This is a genomic window from Alkalibacillus sp. S2W (genome assembly GCF_046764385.1).
GTDB classification, from domain to species: domain Bacteria; phylum Bacillota; class Bacilli; order Bacillales; family Alkalibacillaceae; genus Alkalibacillus; species Alkalibacillus almallahensis.
The window spans coordinates 2,130,328-2,151,013 of record NZ_CP177234.1 but is presented as its reverse complement, the minus strand read 5'-3'; the positions used below and the strand labels follow the sequence as shown (position 1 = coordinate 2,151,013).

10 protein-coding genes are annotated in these 20,686 nt (G+C 36.5%); all 10 read left to right on the top strand.

The genetic code is table 11. The features are described from left to right. Positions 1 to 5: 5 nt before the first annotated feature. Positions 6 to 743, top strand: coding sequence for a cytidylyltransferase domain-containing protein (locus tag ACKXGF_RS11335; RefSeq protein WP_411953826.1), 738 nt, complete (start codon positions 6 to 8; stop codon positions 741 to 743). A gap of 13 nt (positions 744 to 756) precedes the next feature. Next, positions 757 to 1,722, top strand: a complete 966-nt coding sequence (locus ACKXGF_RS11330; RefSeq protein WP_411953825.1) for a hypothetical protein — start codon at positions 757 to 759, stop codon at positions 1,720 to 1,722. Positions 1,723 to 1,804: 82 nt separating this feature from the next. Then, the gene (locus ACKXGF_RS11325) at positions 1,805 to 2,266 is read left to right on the top strand and encodes a GNAT family N-acetyltransferase (RefSeq protein ID WP_411953824.1); all 462 of its coding nucleotides are present in this window, start codon (positions 1,805 to 1,807) and stop codon (positions 2,264 to 2,266) included. A gap of 3 nt (positions 2,267 to 2,269) precedes the next feature. Continuing rightward, a complete protein-coding gene (locus ACKXGF_RS11320) occupies positions 2,270 to 2,965 on the top strand; it encodes a methionyl-tRNA formyltransferase (protein ID WP_411953823.1) in 696 nt (231 codons plus the stop codon). Beyond that, a complete protein-coding gene (locus ACKXGF_RS11315) occupies positions 2,958 to 3,671 on the top strand; it encodes a PIG-L deacetylase family protein (protein ID WP_411953822.1) in 714 nt (237 codons plus the stop codon). Before ACKXGF_RS11320 ends, ACKXGF_RS11315 begins: the two co-directional genes overlap by 8 nt. After that, entirely contained in the window at positions 3,671 to 4,735 is a 1,065-nt protein-coding gene (gene pseI, locus ACKXGF_RS11310; protein WP_411953821.1) for a pseudaminic acid synthase, read from the top strand. The genes ACKXGF_RS11315 and pseI overlap by 1 nt, the downstream gene beginning before the upstream one ends. Positions 4,736 to 4,852: 117 nt before the next feature. Beyond that, on the top strand, positions 4,853 to 5,224 hold the full coding sequence (locus ACKXGF_RS11305) for a DUF2200 domain-containing protein (protein ID WP_411953820.1): 372 nt from the start codon (positions 4,853 to 4,855) through the stop codon (positions 5,222 to 5,224). 466 nt (positions 5,225 to 5,690) lie between these two features. Beyond that, on the top strand, positions 5,691 to 10,973 hold the full coding sequence (locus ACKXGF_RS11300; protein ID WP_411953819.1) for a SpaA isopeptide-forming pilin-related protein: 5,283 nt from the start codon (positions 5,691 to 5,693) through the stop codon (positions 10,971 to 10,973). A gap of 372 nt (positions 10,974 to 11,345) precedes the next feature. Further along, positions 11,346 to 20,039: a Cna B-type domain-containing protein gene (locus ACKXGF_RS11295; RefSeq protein ID WP_411953818.1), complete on the top strand. Its 8,694-nt coding sequence runs from the start codon at positions 11,346 to 11,348 to the stop codon at positions 20,037 to 20,039. A 5-nt stretch (positions 20,040 to 20,044) separates the two neighbouring features. Further along, positions 20,045 to 20,680 carry a class A sortase gene (locus ACKXGF_RS11290; RefSeq protein WP_411953817.1) on the top strand — a complete coding sequence of 212 codons (636 nt, stop codon included), beginning with the start codon at positions 20,045 to 20,047 and terminating at the stop codon, positions 20,678 to 20,680. The last annotated feature ends 6 nt before the right edge of the window (positions 20,681 to 20,686 follow it).

Sequence of the window (20,686 nt, the reverse complement as noted above, 5' to 3'; positions counted from 1 at the left end):
GTAAGATGAAAGTTGGCGTTATTATTCAAGCTAGAATGGGATCTACACGGTTGCCAGGCAAAGTATTGAAAAATCTAAAAGGGCAATCAGTGTTAGCCCATGTGGTGGAGCGTGTTAATCAAGCGATACTCGTGGATGAGGTGATTGTCGCTACAACTGATTTAGTAGAAGATGATGCCATTGTAAGTGAGGTTAAAAAGTTGAATGCTTCGGTTTTTCGAGGTTCAGAACAAAACGTGTTAAGTCGTTATGCTGAAGCGGCGCATACATTTCAATTAGACACGGTTGTCAGGATTACATCTGATTGTCCATTGATTGACCCCCATGTTTTGGATGATTTGATTGAGTATTATCAAAATCACTCTGTTTCGCTAGTCACCAATGCACCTCCTTATGAAGAAAAGCGAACTTACCCCAGAGGATTCGATATAGAAGTTTTCTCAAATGATGTATTGCAATCAACTAACCGACTTAGTCTAGAAACCTACCAAAAAGAACATGTTACCCCCTATATTTACGAAGAAAGACATGATGTTGCTTTCTATCAGCTAGATGTAGATTTATCCCACTACCGCCTGACACTTGATACTCCAGAAGATTTTGAAGTTATTCAGTTAATTTATGTCCATTTATATCATGGCGAGCATGATTTTTATTTAGATGAGATTTTGATGTTATTAAAACAACAACCTTATATTGCCAAGGTTAATAGTAACGTTGATCAGAAAAATATAACGGATTAAGGCTGTGTTTAAATTGAAATCGATTATGATTTTAACAGAAGGTGGATCTAATATTGGGTTAGGTCATGTCGCCCGATGTAAAGCGCTTTATGATGAAGCGGTCGCCCAAGGTTATGAGGTTGAATTTATTGTGAACACCTCAGATGAATCAATTCAGCTATTAGAGCAGAGTGATGTCCAATATGTAGACTGGTGTAAATGTAGTTTTATACAAAATAAAATCAAGGATCATCATAATCTGATTGTGGATTCTTATTTGGCTGGTAAAACGGTTTATGAGCAATTAGTACAACAAGCGGGTCATTGTTTGATTTTAGATGATCTCAATCGAATCGATTATCCAAATGACGCGACAGTGGTGAATTTGTCACTAGAGGCATCAGAGTCTCGAGACCATTATTATAGTGGTAAAGACTATATCATTTTAAGAAAGCCATTTACCGAATCAAGGCACAAAACTATTAATCAAGATGTTGAGCGGGTTTTTATCACTCTAGGAAGTGCAGGAAATCAGTCTTCGCAAGCATTAATGGAAAGTTTGGCAGGTCATTATCCTCACATTCATTTCTATGTGTTATTAGCTGGAGATGAATCAGTTGAGAGCCTTGATCAACATAATATTTATAGGTTAGATCAACTTTGGCCTAAAGACATGATAGAACAAATCATCCAAGCAGATCTGGTGATTACAGCAGCAGGTCAAACCTTATTAGAGATCATTCGGACACAAACGCCATTCATTCCTATAGCAACCGCAGATAATCAACAAAATAATGTTTCAGGTTTAATTGATGGTGGGTTAAGTATGAAAGTCGTTCATTTAGATTCACCGATGTTCTATCAAGAAGTGCTCCAACAGTTTGAAAGACTATTATCTTATCAAGAAAGACAAAAGTTATCAGATGATTTGAGTGGTTTGATTGATGGCAACGGATCTAAACGAGTTATTCAATTACTAATAAACGGTGGTCAGGATTAATAAAATGGTTTTCACGATTAGCTTTGTTGATTCATATATCACTTATAAGTGCCTAGTTGATGATTGAATAGAGGTGTTTAGAGTGGAGGATTTTTATATTAGGGAAGCAAATGAGTCTGACTGTGATCAATTATATATTTGGGCTAATGAGGAAAGTGTTCGAAATAACGCGTTTGATTCTAGTGAAATTCACTACAGTGATCATCAAGAATGGTTTAAGAATATACTGAAATCACCTGATCATAAAATGTTTATGGTATATCGATTCGATCAACCAATCGGTCAATTCAGAATAGATATAGAACAAGGCGTTGGATTGATTGATTATAGTATAGACCATGCCTATCGTGGCCGTGGCTATGGTAGTGAATTAATCAAGTATTTATCAGGTATCGTTCATCAATACGATTTACCGATTAGTAAACTAATTGGGAAGGTCAAATATCAAAATAAAGCGTCGATTAACGCTTTTGAAAAAGCGAATTTTAGTTCGATAGAGTATAAGACGCATAAAGAATTTTATAAAGAATTATTAGATGAATAGGTGGTGATCGAAGTTAAGAACGTTATTATTGCGAATCATGACTGGTATCATAAAGTTTACGAGAATTTAACCAATACTTTAGACCATCAATTTTATTATATATCTAATCGCAAATCGTTAACATACGACTATTTATCTACCATTAATCCTCGCTATATTTTTATCCCTCATTGGTCATTCATCATTCCTCAAGAGGTGTATGAGAACTTTGAATGTATTGTCTTTCATATGACTGATTTACCGTACGGAAGAGGTGGCACCCCGTTACAAAATTTAATCAGTCGAGGCATTTATGAAACAAAACTGACGGCTATACGTTGTGAAGCGGAGATAGATGCTGGGCCGGTTTATCTAAAAAAGGATTTTAATTTACATGGATCAGCTGAAGAAATCTACATGAGAGCAGCCCAAACGATTGAGCAAATGATTCAAGAAATAATCGAAACAGAACCTACCCCTTATGAACAAGTCGGGGAAGTGGTTTCTTTTTCAAGACGAAAAAGTACGGATGGTGATCTGAAAGGAATCGACACATTAGAAAAAGCCTTTGATTATATTAGGATGTTAGATGCAACTTCTTATCCACGAGCCTATTTAGAAACAGCTGATTTATTATTTGAATTTGAGCGGGCGAGCTTAAAAGAGGGATATATTCATGCTGATGTGAAAATAACGAGAAAGGAAGACAGCGATGCGTAATGTCTTAGTCATAGCCGCTCATCCTGATGATGAAATCCTCGGGTGTGGCGGAACGATTGTGAATCATGTTAAGCAAGGAGACACGGTCCATTCAGTAATATTAGTAGAAGGGATTACAAGTCGAGATCCAAAGCGTGATCGAGAAGAGCGGTATGATCAATTATCACAACTGGCAAAAGATGCGGAACGAGCTAATGATGTCTTAGGTGTGCATGAATTAATTTTGGATCAGTTTCCAGATAATCGTATGGATCAATTGGACCGTTTAGATATTATTAAAGTGATTGAACAAATAGTAGCCCAAGTTAAACCTGACATTGTTTATACGCATCATGTTGGTGATGTTAATATTGACCACAGACGTATTCACGAAGCCGTTATCACAGCTTGTCGTCCGATTCCAGGTCAACATTTAGTTAAACAACTATTATTTTTCGAAACAGTTTCCAGTACTGAATGGATGCCACCTCAATCTGCCCCAAGCTTTAATCCAAACTGGTATGTCGATATTTCTCATTCCATCGAAACAAAATTAAAAGCGCTCCAGTCCTATACGTCTGAAATGCGCGACTGGCCGCATCCAAGATCAATCGAAGGGGTGCGAGTATTATCTGAATGGAGAGGGTCTAATATAGGGATTCATCATGCTGAAGCCTTCATATTGGGGAGAAACATTTTGATCAATGAAATTGAGGAGAATCAGTAATGCGTAACAAAGACCATCGATTATTAAAAGAGCGTGTGTTGACCATTGCCGAGTTGTCCGCTAATCATGGTCGTGATATTGATATTGCCAAACAGACGATTAAAGCAGCAGCTAAATCAGGAGCCGATGCGATTAAACTGCAAACCTACACACCTGATACGATGACGATTCAATCTGAACAGGATTATTTTAAATTGAACCATGACACGATTTGGGATGGACGGACGCTCTATGATTTATATGAAGAAGCTTACACGCCTTGGGAATGGCATCAGGAATTGTTTGATTATGCTCATGAACAAGGTCTTATTTGTTTTTCCAGTCCGTTTGATTCGACTGCTGTTGATTTATTAGAGACATTGAACACGCCGGCATATAAAATCGCCTCCTTTGAAATAACTGATATTCCGTTAATAGGATATGCCGCATCGAAGGGCAAACCGATGATTTTATCGACAGGGATAGGGACAATTCAAGAAATCCATGATGCCATTGAAGCTTGTCGCCGTGTAGGAAATGATGATATCACTTTATTAAAGTGTACATCAGCTTATCCTGCTAAAATTGAAGACGCCAAGCTTAACACCATGGTGAACTTTAAAAACACGTTTAACACAGAGATCGGCTTATCTGATCATACGTATGGAAGTGTCGTTCCGATTATGGCAGTTTCACTTGGAGCAAGAGTTATTGAAAAGCATTTTATTTTAGATAAAGCCATTGGAGGACCAGACGCGACTTTTTCGATGGAACCGCATGAATTTCATGAAATGGTAAATGATGTGCGCCAAGCAGAAAAAGCACTAGGTCAAGTCGATTATTCGATAACTGAACAAAAAGCTACATCACGAAAATTAGCACGGTCATTATTTGTGGTAGAAGATATTGGACCAGGTGAAATATTCACTGAGGATCATGTGCGGTCAATTCGGCCTGGCTATGGCTTAAGTCCGAAATATTTACCCGAAGTGTTAGGGAAGAAGGCTAACAAGGCAATTAAAAAAGGCACACCACTTCAATGGAATATGATCAAGGATGAACTTAACAACCTCACTCCTCCCTAAATTAAAAGGATTGAGGTTGTTTTGTATTTTGATCTGTAGTAATACGTTAACTAAGCCTCAATCAGCACGTGGATAATATATGTTAAAGTATAGATATGAAGACAAAGGAAAAGGTCTATGGCTAAACATGAAATTTATACGATGAGTTTCGCTAGTGTTTATCCTCACTATATTAAAAAAGCGGAGAGAAAAGGGCGAACAAAATCTGAAGTTGATGAAATCATCCGTTGGTTAACAGGGTACACTCAAGAAGAAATTGACGCTCAACTGGAAAAAGAAACAGATTTTGAAACCTTTATTGCGGAGGCACCTGAAATGAACACCTCAAGACATTTGATTAAGGGTGTCATCTGTGGTGTGCGTGTAGAAGAAATTGAAGAGCCAACCATGCAAGAAATTCGTTATTTAGATAAGTTAATTGATGAATTAGCTAAAGGAAAAGCAATGGAAAAGATCTTTAGACAAGCTGAACTCGCTTTATTAAATTAGAAGTACAAATAAATAATATAGAGTCTATTTTAGCCTACTTGATATAAAGTGGGCTTTTTTAATGAAGGATGAATTTAAATGATTGGTGCTTTGTTTTAAGGAAGTAAAAATCAATAAGATATCAATTATTTATTCTTCAAAATTAAATACAGATATATTATTAGCCTTCTCCTCCTCAACACACAATTTTCCTAGATATTTTAATTAATAGGTCTCGTCTTCCTAGCAAAATTTAGTATATACAAATGACTGACATCTGATAATTTCATAAAATTACGATAAATTTCCATGTTGTACAGTTTTTGTACAGTCAAATGATGTATCTTGTAGATAATTGTAAAATCATGAGATTAAAAGAATATTATTCATTATTTTTTTAATCCGAAATATCAAAACATTTCGACTTTTGATTAATTGTTCAAATTTTTCTCTTGTCTTTGTTGTAAAAATTGTGAGGAGGGTAAGTGTGAAGAAACTATTGATGCAATCATTAATTTTAGTATTGTTGTTTTCACAATTTAGTCAGTCTATGGTTTTTGCTAATGGAGAAAAAGAGTCAGATGACATGGTGTTAATGTCGTTAGAAGAAGGAGGGACAATTGATCACTCAGTATTTAATGTTTTGGTGGATCAGGATATTGATGAATTAAAGATAAAATATCCTGATCACGCGAGTTTTTCTAAAAACAGTATCAACAATGATGAATTTAAAATAGTAAATAATAAAGATTCACATATTCTGAGTATTAAATCTTTAGGGAATACTAAAGAATTTAATTTTGCACTTGAAGGATTAAAAGAAGGGAAGAATGTGATTGATGTAGAGGGATTAAAAAATCAAGAAGTCATTACACAGAAACAATTCACATTCGAGTTTGCTTCAAATGATACTTCACAGAAACAAGATGATGGAAGTAAGCAAACTGATACGGAACAGTCAGTGAGTGAACAGAATGACGGGGCCGTTATCACTCCTTTTTCAGGGAACCTCAACGTTGATATAGATTTATCGCCTCGAGATAGTCAAATTCTTTCAGGCAATAATGCAGCATATGATCTGGTTTTTAAAACAACGGGTTCGATGATGGAATACACTAATGCTCAAGTGATGGTTAATTTACCAGATCTAGAATATACTGAATTTAATCAAAACTTAAATGAACTAAGTATTGCAGGGGTTCAACCTACTTACCAAGAAGACCAATCTCGTTTAGTTTATCAATTTGATACTTTGGAGACCGGTCAGACATATGAGAATGTTATTAAATTGCAGACGAGTAACGGTATTGCTCCGAATGGGGCGGAACTATTAGCAAATGCTTCTTTTGAAGCAGATCAACAAGATTTGGTTGAAAATGATGCGTCAATTACTGTTGAAGCATCTAATCCCGTAAGTGTTTCAAAACAATTCAACTCTGTCTTAGGAAACGAGAGAAATATTGCCACCCCAGATGACCAAACACTCTGGGAAATAAATGTCGATATTCCAAATAGTGAATCAGGTCAGTTATATTTGGAAGAAAATTCTCAGATCACTGTAGTTGATACTCTACCCGATGGATTATCTTATGATTCTATGCAGAGTGGTCCGGAGCCAGAGCAAAATGGAAATCAATTAATTTGGACATTTGATGCACCGACTTTTAACGATCAAAGTAATTCGACCGATTCTTTGTTTAACACTAATTTAGAAGTCGTCTTAACGACAGGTTCTGACACTGCCGATCAAACTCTAACGAATAATGTAGATGTTAATTCAATGTTCGTTGGGGGTGTTGAACATGACACGAATGCTAGTGAAGACCTTACAATCTATCAAACTGATACGGGGTCGGGGGATGTAGATGGGGACCGTTATGTCCCAGTACACATAGGTCCTTCGAACGGAAAAGGTGATTTAGGAGCTTTTTCAAATAAAAACCCATATCCTCAAGTTTATGATGATGCATTATTAGCTTTTTCTCACGGTATAGCCCCTTTGAACGAATCGGAAGCTGGTGATTTTCAACAGTATACTACTCGGTATGATGTAGATGAGAATTTAATATTTAAAGAATTAGAAACACCAGGTGGTTTCATCTATCGTCCAGGGGGGAGTTGGCCTGCAGGTGTCCCACTTGATGAAGAACCTGTATTTAATATTGAGGCTGTTGTAGATGGTCAACGTGAATTGCTCGTTGAAGATGCGGAAAAGGGAGCTGTTTACAACAGAGCTGATTTAGGAATTGATGAAGGAGCAGATGTTAGTAGTATATTCTATAATTTCACAACTGCACCTAGCGGCATGTTAAACGTCGGTAGACCGAACTATTATTTTGAAATAGAAGAAGGTTATACAGGTGATGTAACCAATACATGGGATGTGTATGGCACAGATGGGAACGGAAATGATTTTGCTAATCAATACAATTCAGATCCCTTAGCGGGACCAAGGTCCGCGGAAATTGTAGAGCCTCCTGATAATGAGCCACCTATAGCAACAGTGGGGGTAGAGTTATTAGATCAACAAGGTAGTTATATAACAGCAGGAAAAAATCGTATGCAAGTAGATTTAAATACAGAGAGCACTTCCACCCTTGCTATGAATGAACCAATGGAAACTGCTGTACTAATGCCTCCTGGAGTAACTATTGATCAATCACCTGAAGCCGAATTTATTGATGCTGATGGTAGATCAACTAGTGATACAGATACAGCTAAAGGTGGAGACTTTGAAGTTTTAAGTGATGATTACAATGGAAGTGGTCGTCAATTAGTTCAGTTCAGTTGGAATGACTCAATACTTCGACCAGGAAAGTCTTTATATTCTGAGATTAATGTGCAAGTGGCAGAAGATGCTCCCAATGAGTTGCCTTTTGAAGTTTATGGCTTTTCAGGAGATGAGAGTCTCGATGTACCTGATGTAGATGACCCAGGATTAACGGATACGGTTTTACAAACAGATGATGGAGATCTTAATGAAAACGGAGTGTCAGATGAGCCTAGAATTAAGTCGGGAAATGAATATCATATAGCGGGACAATATGATATCCAAACTGAAAAACTTGTACAAGGTGAATTAGATGAAAATTTCTCGAGCTTCGGTCAGACAACTCCGGGTGGAAATATTGATTATAAATTAGCATTAACTAATGTCACCGGAAAAGATATTTCTAGTATGACAATGATAGATGTATTACCTGCAGTTGACGATTTAGGTATTACAGATAATGCTGAGAGAGGTAGTCAATTTACACCGGACTTAACAGGTGAAATTCAATTACCGTCATCTTGGGAAGATAAAGTAGAAGTTTACTATAGTACTGCTTTGACACCAGAACGTGATGATCTCATAAGAAACACAGATTATCCAGATTCCACAGAGGAATTATCTAACCCAAGCGAAGCTGAAAACCCAAATTGGACTTTAGCTGAAAATGTTACAGATTGGTCAAATATTCGCTCTTTCAAAATAGAAATGGCTGATGATGCAGAGTGGATTGATGGTGAAGAGATCACAATTAATTTCTCAATGCAAGCCCCTGAGGCTTCGGAAGTGAATTTAGATGTCTTAGATCGAGATATTGAACCTAATGATAGGGCGGCATGGAATTCATTTGCTATTGCTACTGATCAAGGACAACCAGTTGAACCATCACGAGTCGGTGTTTATATGAACATGGATAATTCAGTTCAGCTGAATAAAGTTGATGAGGATCAAGAACCACTACAAGGTGCAGAATTTTCATTGTTCAATGAAGCTGGTGAAGAAATTGAGACAGGTTTAACGACTAATGAAGAAGGGATAATAACTGTCGAAAATTTACTGCCAGGCAATTATGAATTCGTGGAAACGCAAGCACCAGAAGGGTATCAGTTAAATGAGACCCCAATCGAATTTGAGATTGGATTTAACCAACAAGAACCGCTTGAAATCAATTATCAGAACGAACTAAGCACAGGGTCCGTAGAGCTGACGAAAGTGGGCGAACGAGGAGACACCTTAGAAGGAGCCGAATTTACTTTATTAGATGACTCTGGAAACGAAATGGAGACAGGATTAACGACCAATGAGGATGGCCTCTTAGTCGTAGATGATCTAAAACCAGGCAATTACACGTTTGTGGAAACTCAGGCCCCAGAAGGGTATCAACTTAATGATAAACCAATTGAGTTTGAGGTTGTCTTTAACCAGCAAGAACCTCTTCAACTTAGTCACGAGAACTTACTAAGCCCAGGATCCGTTGAGTTAACGAAAGAGGGTGAAGGAGGAGACACCTTAGAAGGAGCTGAATTCACCTTATTAGATGACTCTGAAAACGAAATAGAGACAGGCTTAACGACCGATGAAGAAGGAGTTTTAGTCGTAGATGATCTAAAACCAGGCAATTACGCGTTTATCGAAACTAAGGCTCCAGAAGGGTATCAGTTAGACGAAACACCAATTGAATTTGAAATTGTATTTAATCAACAAGAACGTTTAGCCGTTGAAGTCGAGAATCAATATATTCCAAGTGCCTTCAATCTGACGAAGACAGGTGAGGATGGCGAGCTTCTTGAAGGGGTCGAATTTGACCTTCAAAATGAGGCAGGCGAAACGATAGGAGAAGAACTCACTACAGATGAAAATGGTGAACTTTACATCGATGGATTAGATCCAGGTTCTTATCAGTTGATTGAACAAGAGACTATACCGGGATACGAACTTGATTCAACACCAATCGAATTTGAAATTGGACTAGGTCAATCAGATGCCACAGAAGTCAGTTTTGAAAACCCACTAAGTCCAGGTTCAGTTGAGCTAACAAAAGTTGGTGAAGAAGGTAGAACACTAGATGGAGCCGAATTCACTTTATTAGATGAAGCCGGTGAAGAAATCGAGACAAGCTTAACAACCAATGAAAACGGCGTGTTAGTCGTAGATAATCTAAAACCAGGCAATTATAGATTTGTGGAAACTAAAGCGCCAGAAGGGTATCAGTTGAATGATGAACCAATCGATTTCGAGATTGTATTCAATCAGCAAGAACCCCTCCAAATCAGTCATGAGAACTTATTAAGTCCAGGTTCAGTTCAGTTAACGAAATTGGGTGAAGGAGGAAACACCTTAGAAGGAGCTGAATTCATGTTATTAGATGACTCTGGAAACGAAATGAAGACAGGACTAACGACAAATGAGGATGGTCTCTTAGTCGTAGAGGATCTAAAACCAGGCAATTATGCATTTGTGGAAACGAAAGCACCAGATGGATATCAGTTAGATGAAACACCAATCGAATTTGAGATTGGAGTCAATCAACAGACTGGAATTAATTTAGAGATGACTAACAATCTGTTAAGAACGGAATTAGGAATCGAGAAAGTAGATGCTGAAACAAATCAACCACTACAAGGTGCGATATTCGAAATTTATGATCAAGACGATAATCTGATAGATACGGTGACAACAAATGAAGAAGGAATTGCTACTGTTGAGGAACTGAAATTTGGAGATTATAAAATTGTCGAAACGAAAGCACCAGAAGGTTATAAAAAACTTGATGAACCAATTGAACATGAAGTAGGTTCGGATGAAAATTCCAATAGTATAATGGTAGAAAATTCACCTAAAAGTGATGAGATACCACCATCACCTGCAGATTCAGAGGGTTCTTTACCACAAACTAATCAAGCATATAACCATTACTTCACATTAATAGGTTTTGTACTAATTGGATTAGGCAGTATCTTTTTATACTTTTACTATAGACGAAAGTTAAAAAGAGAATAAAATTATTAGTTCCGTAAACTATTTTTCAGATTAATCATTTTAAAAAAAGACAGCTATTACATTTATTTGTAATAGCTGTCTTTTTCGTTTTTAGAAAATCAAATTAAAGTGACGATTATGTATTTAAAAAATTTTTTGAACTAGTATTACTGGTTGTGGAACATGTTTCTAAATTGGCTATTATTATTTTAAACCAGCACTTATGCGATTTTATGATAATCATAATTTAGTTATTTAGCAATCTAATTAGAGTGATTACTAATTACATAACTTATTGTTGTACAGATTTTGCATACATGAATTTGCTACTATCTATCATGGTGTAATTTGATATTAATAATATATAGAATTCCAAGGAGGATCATAAAAATAATGAAACGATTATTTAGTATAGGGTTGATTGTTCTATTGGCTATGCAATCCTTGCTTAGCCCTGCTTTAATGGCTGCAGAGAGCAATGGTCAAGAAATAACTGAAACTATTATAACAGATGTCACACTTAATAAGCTTTCTTCGGATGGTGGATCTACTGAACTACCACCAGGTGAGCTAATTGAGGTAACTGAACCATATGAAGAATTTAAAGTAAGTTTGGACTATCAATTTGAATTACCTAATAGCCATGATTACGGTGATGGCGACTACTATCATATTGATGTTCCGGATATGTTCAATGTTCCGATCATATCAGAAACAAACGCACAACCGTTAAAAAGAGCGGACGGGACTACATTTGGAACATATTATACAAGTGATAATCAAGTTGTTATAAATTTTAATGAAAATATCGAAAATAATAGTGACATTGTAGGTAACATTCAGCTTGAATCGAGTTTTGATGATCATTATTCAGGACCTGCTGATGGTGATGAAATAAATTTTCCAATTTCGGGCGGGGAAAGTGTTGATTTCCCGATTAAATTCTTCCCAGAAGCTTCTGGTATTGAAAAGCAAGCTAATCCAAATAAATCATATAACACCGAAACGATTGAATGGACGATTGATTTTAATAAAGGTTTAAATACGATTGAGAATGCAGAATTAACAGACACTCCTACAGAAGGTTATCATTCTTTTGTAGATGGTTCATTGAAAGTATATGAATTAGATATGAACGCGAATGGGGATGTGAATGGTAAAACTGAAGTAACAGACCACAATTTCGGTCAAGAGTTTCCGTTAAACTTAGGGACTATTGACTCGGCTTATCGTGTCGTATACGAAACGGAAGTTAATGATTTAACAGGTGAAACTTATAAGAATGAAGCTACATTAAATGGTAGTAACATAGATGAAATGAAAACAGATTCAACTGTATCGGTTGTTCGAGGTGAACCCCTTGAAAAAGAAGCGATTAATTATGATAACTCGAGTCAAACAATTACTTGGGAAGTCAAATATAACTATGATGAAAAAGATGTAACCCAAGAAAATGCTAAATTGCATGATCAGTTTGGTGCGAATCAAGAATTAATAGAAGATAGTTTTGAAGTTCAGCAAATTGACATTAATCAAAATACTGGTGAAGAAATGGCCGAGAATCAAGTCGATTCTTCTGAATATACAATAAACCCAAACTCTGAAGGATTCGATTTTGAGTTTAATAATAACATTAATCAAGCTTATAAGGTTACTTACCAGACAACAGCTACTGAACGTGTATTTGATGATATGGATATACAAAATACGATTAGTGATGAGTTTAATCATGAAGAAAGTGGTAACCAGTCGATTAACCAAGGGATTTTTATTAAATCTCATGAAGCTGCAAACTACGATAGTAAAGAAACTGGTTGGTCTGTCTTAATTAATCGTGATAGTTACACAATGGAGGATGTAACGTTTACGGATACACTTCCACAAGGTTTCACACCTAAGGATGTCAACGTTACTCATGGTGGTGATGCTTGGAGTGATGGTTCTGAGTATACGTATTCTTATGATGAATCCACTCGAGAAATTCAAATAGAATTTAATCAAGCAATAGATCAGCAAGTCATGATTGATTATACAACAGCAATTGATTTTGACGAGGCTACTCAAGCCCCATATACTAATGATGCACTATTAGAGTGGACGAGAGAGGGTGTGTCTCACACGAAAGAAGGGTCAGCTATTTTCAACCCTGACCAATATACACAGAATAATGGGTTCAAGCATGCTTCTTATAACATGGATACAAAAGAAATTACATGGACAGTTGGTGTGAACTATAACTTAGAGACATTAAACAATGTCGTCGTTAATGACTATATCTTAGGCGATCAGAATTTTAATATTGATAACGTTAATGTCTATGAAATGACATTAACTGGTGGGGAAAATGGTTATGAACTCGGAGATAACGTGACAGATGCAAATATATCTTCTAGTGAAAATAGTAATGGTGACCAAGGTTTTGAAGTAGCTTTAGGAGATATTAATTCTGGCTATGTCATTCAATATTCGACTGATCTAAATGATCAACTTATTCAGAACGAGTATCTTAACGAAGCAGAAGTAGAAAGTGATAATAAAGAAACGATTACTTTAGATTCTTCTTTATCACCTGATTATGGTGGAGAATACTCGAATAAAGAGGCATCTCAAAACTCGGAGAACCCGCGAGTTGTTAATTGGAATGTTAATATTAACTTTACTCAATCAACGGTAACCAATTTAACAGTTACTGATACACCGAGTTTAAACCAACAACTTTTAAAAGATTCCATTAAAATCTATGAAACTAATGTGACTGAATCGGAGATTAATAAATCTGATAACACATTAAACGAAGGTGAAGACTATACAATAGAATTCACTGAAAATGATAATGGTCAAGAGACATTTACGGTTGATTTTGGCGAAGGAGAAATTAATCGACCTTATGTCTTAGAATATGATACTTATATTCTTTATGAAGGTAATGGAAATCTAGCTAATAATTTCACCTTTAATGCTAATGAAACGAGTGACATTGATACAGGTGATCAATACTCTCAAGCTATTGATTTATCAAGTATATCTGGATCAATAAGTGGTGAAGTAGGGTCGTTACAGGTAGAGAAAGTGGCCAATGATGATCCTGAGACCACATTAGCAGGGGCAGAATTTGAACTATACGATGAATCTGGTGATGTTCTATTACAAACGGAGACAACGAATGAGAACGGTATCGTGACATTTGATAACTTATTGTACGGTGATTATGTTCTAAAAGAAGCTAAAGCACCTGAAGGATATGTTGCTGGTATTGAAAGTGAAGAACAAGTAACAGTTGATGCTGAAACCACTCAACATCAAGTATCTAACAAAGAAATCAAGCGACATGTTGAATTGACAAAAGTAGATGGCTTTAATGGTAATCCATTGTCAGGTGTTGAATTTGAATTAAGAGATGATAATAACAACGTTGAAGGCACTTATACGACAGAACAAGATGGCATGATTTCAATCCAAGATCTTGATCCTGGTAATTATCACTTTGTAGAAACTCAGCCAGCCCAAGATTATCAGGATAATACTACTGAGTATGATTTTACAATCGAAGAAAAACAGACTGAAATTGATGAAATAACGGTGGAAAATGACTTGATTCCAGGAAGTGCAACGACAACAAAAGTTGATGCAGATAATTTGAGTGATGGCCTAGAAGGGGCAGAGTTTGAAGTTCAAAGGTCCCCAGATGGTGAAGTAGTTAAAACAATAACTTCTGATGCAGAAGGCGTTGTCGATACTGGAGACTTACGCCCTGGTGACTATCAACTTGTAGAGACGGCTGCACCTAAAGGGTTTAATCTTTTAGGAAATGATCCAATCGATTTCACTATTGATCGTAGCCAAGATCAACCAGCGGATATCGGAACAGGTGCCATTGAAAATGAAGTAAAAACAACTGCTATTGAATTGACGAAAACAGATTCGGTTAATGGTCAATCACTAGCGGGTGCAACCTTTGAATTAAACTATGGTAGCGGCAATTATTCTGCAGCTACACAGACAGCTACAACTAATGAAAATGGCAAAGTCACTTTCAACAATCTAAAACCAGGGACATACCAGGTTACAGAAACTGCTTCCCCTGAGGGTTATATAGCCAATAGTGGACCAATTGAAATTGATGTAACCTTAGATGATGTGCATAACGGTACGACAGTGACGCAAGAGGTACAAAATGATCCTTATACAGATGTTCAATTAACTAAGGTAGATGCTGAGACAGGTTATAAGTTATCAGGTGCTGAGTTCGATGTGATAAATGCAGTAAATGATAGTTCCGTAGAAGGTTTTACTGGTTTAACAACAGATGAGAATGGTGCATTAAGTATCACAGGCTTACCTACTGGTGATTATTATTTAAAAGAAGTACAGGCACCGAACGGTTATAAGATTTCAGGTGATGGCAAAACAGAAGTGTTTACCATTTCAGACAACTCCACTACGGAAACAATTGATCTTGGTGAAATTAATAACGAGATTATAAAAGGATCTGTAGAACTAACAAAAGTTGATGGTGATACTGATGAACTTTTAGAGGCTGTTGAATTCTCATTAAAAGCTACATCTTTAGATAATGATGGAACCTATACTGAAACAACACACATAACGAATGAGAATGGTGTTATCACAGTTCAAGACCTACGTCCTGGTACTTATGAGTTCACGGAAACCAGTCCACCAGACGGTTATCAACCTTATTGGGGAGATATTACGTTTGATATTGAATTTGGTTCTAATCAACAAGTTCAGCTAGACATTCAAAATTACCAGTTAGTTGATTTTGAGGCTAACAAGAACTGGATAGATAATAATGATGAACAAAGTTTAAGACCTGATTCAATTATGGTTAATCTTATGCAAAATGGTGAAAAAGTTGATGAAGTAGAAATGACTTCTGCAGATGATTGGACTTATCTATTCACTGGATTGGATGCAGTAGATTCAAATGGTGATAAATATACTTATTCAGTCAAGGAGCAGAATGTTGAGGATTATCAACTTGCAAATGACATTGAAGGAAATGTAGAAGATGGCTTTACCATCACAAATGAACTCAAACGATCAATTGATATGACCAAGAATTGGTTAGATGATGGTGACCGTCTAGGGAATCGCCCAGACACAGTAACTATTAATTTACTACAAGACAACAACCAATTTAGAACGGTTGATCTTACGTCTGATTGGCAACACACCTTTGATAATTTGCCTGTTTATGATGAAAGTGGACAGGAGTATAACTATACACTTGAAGAGGTAGACCCTGGAAATGACTATGTTTTAAATAATAAAAGTGGAAATATGAATGATGGTTTTACAATCGAAAATCTTCTAACTAACACGAAAGATATTTCTGTAACCAAAGAGTGGGTTGATCAAGAGGACACAGCGGACCGTCCAGATGAAATTACGCTTAATTTATATCAAAAGCTTCATAGTGATGAAGACTATCCAGAAGAAGCTTATAAAACAGCTGATGTATCACCGAATGCAAGTGATGAATGGGCTCATCAATTTGAGGGATTACCTCAGTTTAACGAAGAAGGTGTCGAATACAATTATCAAGTAGAGGAAGCACCTGTTACAGGCTATGATTCAAATAAGGAACGTGATGGTGATACTGTCACAATAACGAACACTCGCGCTGATACCACAAGTATTGAGGGAACAAAAACTTGGCGTGATGACAATTCAGAAGAGCGTCCTGAATCTATTACAGTACAGTTGACACGAAAGAATGATTCTGATTTCTTAAAAGAAAAGACCGTCTCAGCGGGTGATAATTGGTATTATGAGTTCACGGATTTATCAGCTTATAATAACAACGGTGAACGATACCAATATCAAATTGATGAAGTAGACGTAGAAGGTTACGATAAAGAGATTGATGGGTACGATCTTACTAATACTCGAGAAGGTTCTTTAACGATTGAAGGAAGCAAAACATGGGTAGATACACCTGAAACAGCTGATCGACCTGAGGAAATTGAAGTTATTCTCAAACGCGGAACTGAAGAGATAAATCGACAAACAGTATCAGGTGATGATTGGTCCTATCAATTTGAAAACTTACCTGAGTTTGATGATCGTGGCGTAGCTTACGATTATACAATTAATGAAGATACTGTAGATGGTTATGAAACAACTGTAGATGGTTATGACTTAACAAATACACGATATGAACAGACATCAATAAACGTTGAGAAAGTTTGGAATGATCAACAAGATGCAACAAATGATCGACCAAGTGAAATAACGGTTGAATTATACCGAAATGGTGGAGGTGATCCATATAAGACAGCGACGTTATCTTCTGAAAATGATTGGCAAACGACCTTCGAACAATTAGAGGTCTATGATGATGAGGGTGCCAAGTACACTTATGTAATAGAAGAACAAGCAGTTGAAGGTTATCAATCAACTAAATCCGAAGATGGTGATACAGTTACATTCACCAACACTCGAACAGGTACTACAGATATAAATGTTTCGAAGAAGTGGAATGATCAAGAATCTTCTGATGCTCGTCCGAACGAAATTTCTGTTAGTTTGTTCCGAGAAGGTAAAGAAGAATCAATTGTACAAGCAAAAATAAATAAAGATAACGATTGGCAATATACATTTAGCGGTATAGAACGATTTAATGAACAAGGTGAAAAATATCAGTTTTATGTTGAAGAACAGGCTGTTGATGGCTATAATCAGCAAAACATTACGGGAGATCATATGAATGGATTTACCATAACGAATGTTAGCAAAACATCCGTCACAGTTGATAAGGAATGGTTGGATGAAGAAGGATCACAAAATCGTCCAAATCAAATTGAAGTTAATCTTTATCAAAATGGTGAATCAATGGATAAGGCTCAACTAAGCTCTGCAGATGACTGGAGTTATACGTTTGATGGCCTCGATGCTTACGATCCAAGTGGAAAGAAATATAACTATGAAATAAAAGAAGTTTCTACTGGTGAAGGCTATGAGTTAAAAGGTATTAATGAGGATGAAGATCATCAGTTTACTGTTGAAAATGTACGAGTTGGTACAACTTCGGTTGAAGGTTCTAAGTCATGGGAGGATGATGACAAAGCAGACCGCCCTGAGTCGATCTCGATTAATCTCTTGCAAAATGGAACTGTTGATGAAATAAAAAAAGTCACTGCTGATAATAATTGGAAATATCAGTTTAAAAATTTAGATCAATTTGATGAAAATGGTAAACCTTATGATTATGAAGTAAGTGAGCAAGAAGTGCCAGGTTACCAATCAGAGGTTGAAGAAGGTACTTTTGATATTACGAACACGCGATCTGAACAAAGATCAATTATCATCAATAAAGGTTGGAATGACTCGAATCCTGAAGATCGTCCGTCTGCAATTCAGGTGGATTTATTGCAAAACGGCAATCTCCATAAAGAAATCGAGATAACGGCTGAGGACAATTGGACTAAAGAAGTTACAGATTTACCAGCTTATGATTCAGATGGACAAGCTATTGAATATTCAATAGAAGAACATGATGTTGAAGGATATGATTCTAATGTGAAAGGTTTTGATATCACGAATACACGTGTAGGAACAACAACTGTTGAAGGAACAAAAACATGGGTTGATGGTGATGCATCTGAGAGGCCAGAAACTATTACAGTTAATTTGCTACAAAATGGTGAGAAGATAAAAAGTAAACCTGTGACATCTGACATGGATTGGCAATATCAATTTAAAGGTCTAGATGTTTATGATTCAGATGGTCAACCTTATGAATACACTGTTGAAGAAGAAGCTGTAACTGGTTATGAAGCAATTTATGATGAGGACAGTTATGACATCACAAATGTTCGTTCAGAAGATATTAATATTGATGTCACGAAGACATGGCTTGATCATGATTCATCTAGTCGACCAGATTCTATCCAAGTTCAACTTTTACAAAATGGTGAATCCTTTAGGGAAGGAACCGTTAAAGCATCAGATGGATGGGTCTATGAGTTTACTGATGTGCCTCGGTTTAATTCTGATGGTGAAGAGTACAAATACACGTTATCAGAAAGTAAAGTAGAAGGTTATGAATCATCTGTTGATGGTTTTGATATTACAAATCTGAGAACTGGTACAACAGAGGTTTCTGGAACCAAGACTTGGAAAGATGACCAATCAGCTGATCGCCCAGATAGTATCACCGTCAATTTACTCAAAAACGAAGAACAAGTAGACCAACAAACTGTGACGAGTAAAAATGGGTGGACGTATAAATTCGAAGAACTAGAGGCTTTCAATAAAGATGGTATTCCTCACGATTATACGGTTGAAGAAGACCCTATTGAAGGATATGAAACAAATATCGAAGGGTATGATATTACAAACACTCGTGTAGGGAAGACGTCAGTAGAAGGACAGAAAACATGGTTAGATGGCAATGCTAACAATCGTCCTGATGCAATCAAAATTCATCTGTTAAAGAATGGCGAACAGATTAAAACTCAAGAAGTGACTGCCGACTCTAGTTGGCAATATACCTTTAAAGAATTAGAAAAGTATGATGATGAAGGGAAACTATATAATTATTCTATCGAAGAAAAAGCAATAGAAGGTTATCATCCTATGTATGATCAGTTCGATATTACGAATCGACGTGTAGGTGTTACATCTATTGATGTCACTAAATCATGGGAGCAAGATGCAGAATCTGTCCGTCCAAATTCTATTTTAGTTTCGCTTTATCAGAATGGGGAGCTATTTAGAGAAGCGACGTTAACTGCATCAGACGATTGGCAATATACTTTTAAAGATTTACCTGAATATGACCAAGAAGGCAAACGTTTTGATTACACGATTAAAGAAAAGCCAGTAGATGGATATTCTTCACAAGTTGATGGAAATCACATCATCAACACTTATGAAGAAAGCATACCTTCGTCCGGCGAGAATGATGAAGGTAATAACCAAGACGATTCAAATGAAACTGAAGACACATTGCCACAAACAAGTAGCGTATTTGAGTGGAAATATGTTGTAATAGGATTAACCTTATTAATTGGCGGTACATGGTTATTACGTCGAAATAAGATGTCAGAAGATAAGGGTTGATTTTATTGAAAAAAACGATAGCAATTACAATGATTGTTTTAGGGATTATATTGGTTAGTTATCAACCAACGCTAGATTATATAATCAAACCCTATTTATTGGATAAAGAGTATGACAAAGCATTGAATTTGTCGCATGAGACGATCACGGCTAACACGACAGTTAGCCGTGAACCTCAATTTGACTTTAATGCAATAGATTCTTTGAACTCATCAGAAATCAATGAGATTGACATTAAAAAAGAGGATGTTTTGGGTTCCATTACGGTTCCATCTGTTTCAATGGAGTTACCTATCTTGTACGGAACAACGAATGAGAGTTTGAACGTTGGAGCAGGGACTATGAAACCCGATCAACAAATGGGGGAAGGCAACTATGCTCTAGCCGGACACAATAATACAAACCGTTCGTTACTGTTTGCTCCAATTCGTCATATCGAAAAGGGAGACGATATAATTCTTTCAGATGGGAAGCATCAGTATGTTTACGAAATGGTGGATAGTGAGGTAGTTGAGCCTCACCGTACAGAGGTGATTGAAGATGTTGAAGGGAAAGAAACATTAACACTTGTCAGCTGTTACAGTGACGATGGATCAGATCGTATTATTGTTCATGGTGAATTGAAGAGGGTAGTTGAATGATTTAAT

Excerpts from the sequence above, each read along its gene's own strand:
- ACKXGF_RS11335 (WP_411953826.1), top strand. The coding sequence starts at position 6 with ATGAAAGTTGGCGTTATTATTCAAGCTAGAATGGGATCTACACGGTTG.
- ACKXGF_RS11315 (WP_411953822.1), top strand. The coding sequence starts at position 2,958 with ATGCGTAATGTCTTAGTCATAGCCGCTCATCCTGATGATGAAATCCTC.
- pseI (WP_411953821.1), top strand. The coding sequence starts at position 3,671 with ATGCGTAACAAAGACCATCGATTATTAAAAGAGCGTGTGTTGACCATT.
- ACKXGF_RS11305 (WP_411953820.1), top strand. The coding sequence starts at position 4,853 with ATGGCTAAACATGAAATTTATACGATGAGTTTCGCTAGTGTTTATCCT.
- ACKXGF_RS11295 (WP_411953818.1), top strand. The coding sequence starts at position 11,346 with ATGAAACGATTATTTAGTATAGGGTTGATTGTTCTATTGGCTATGCAA.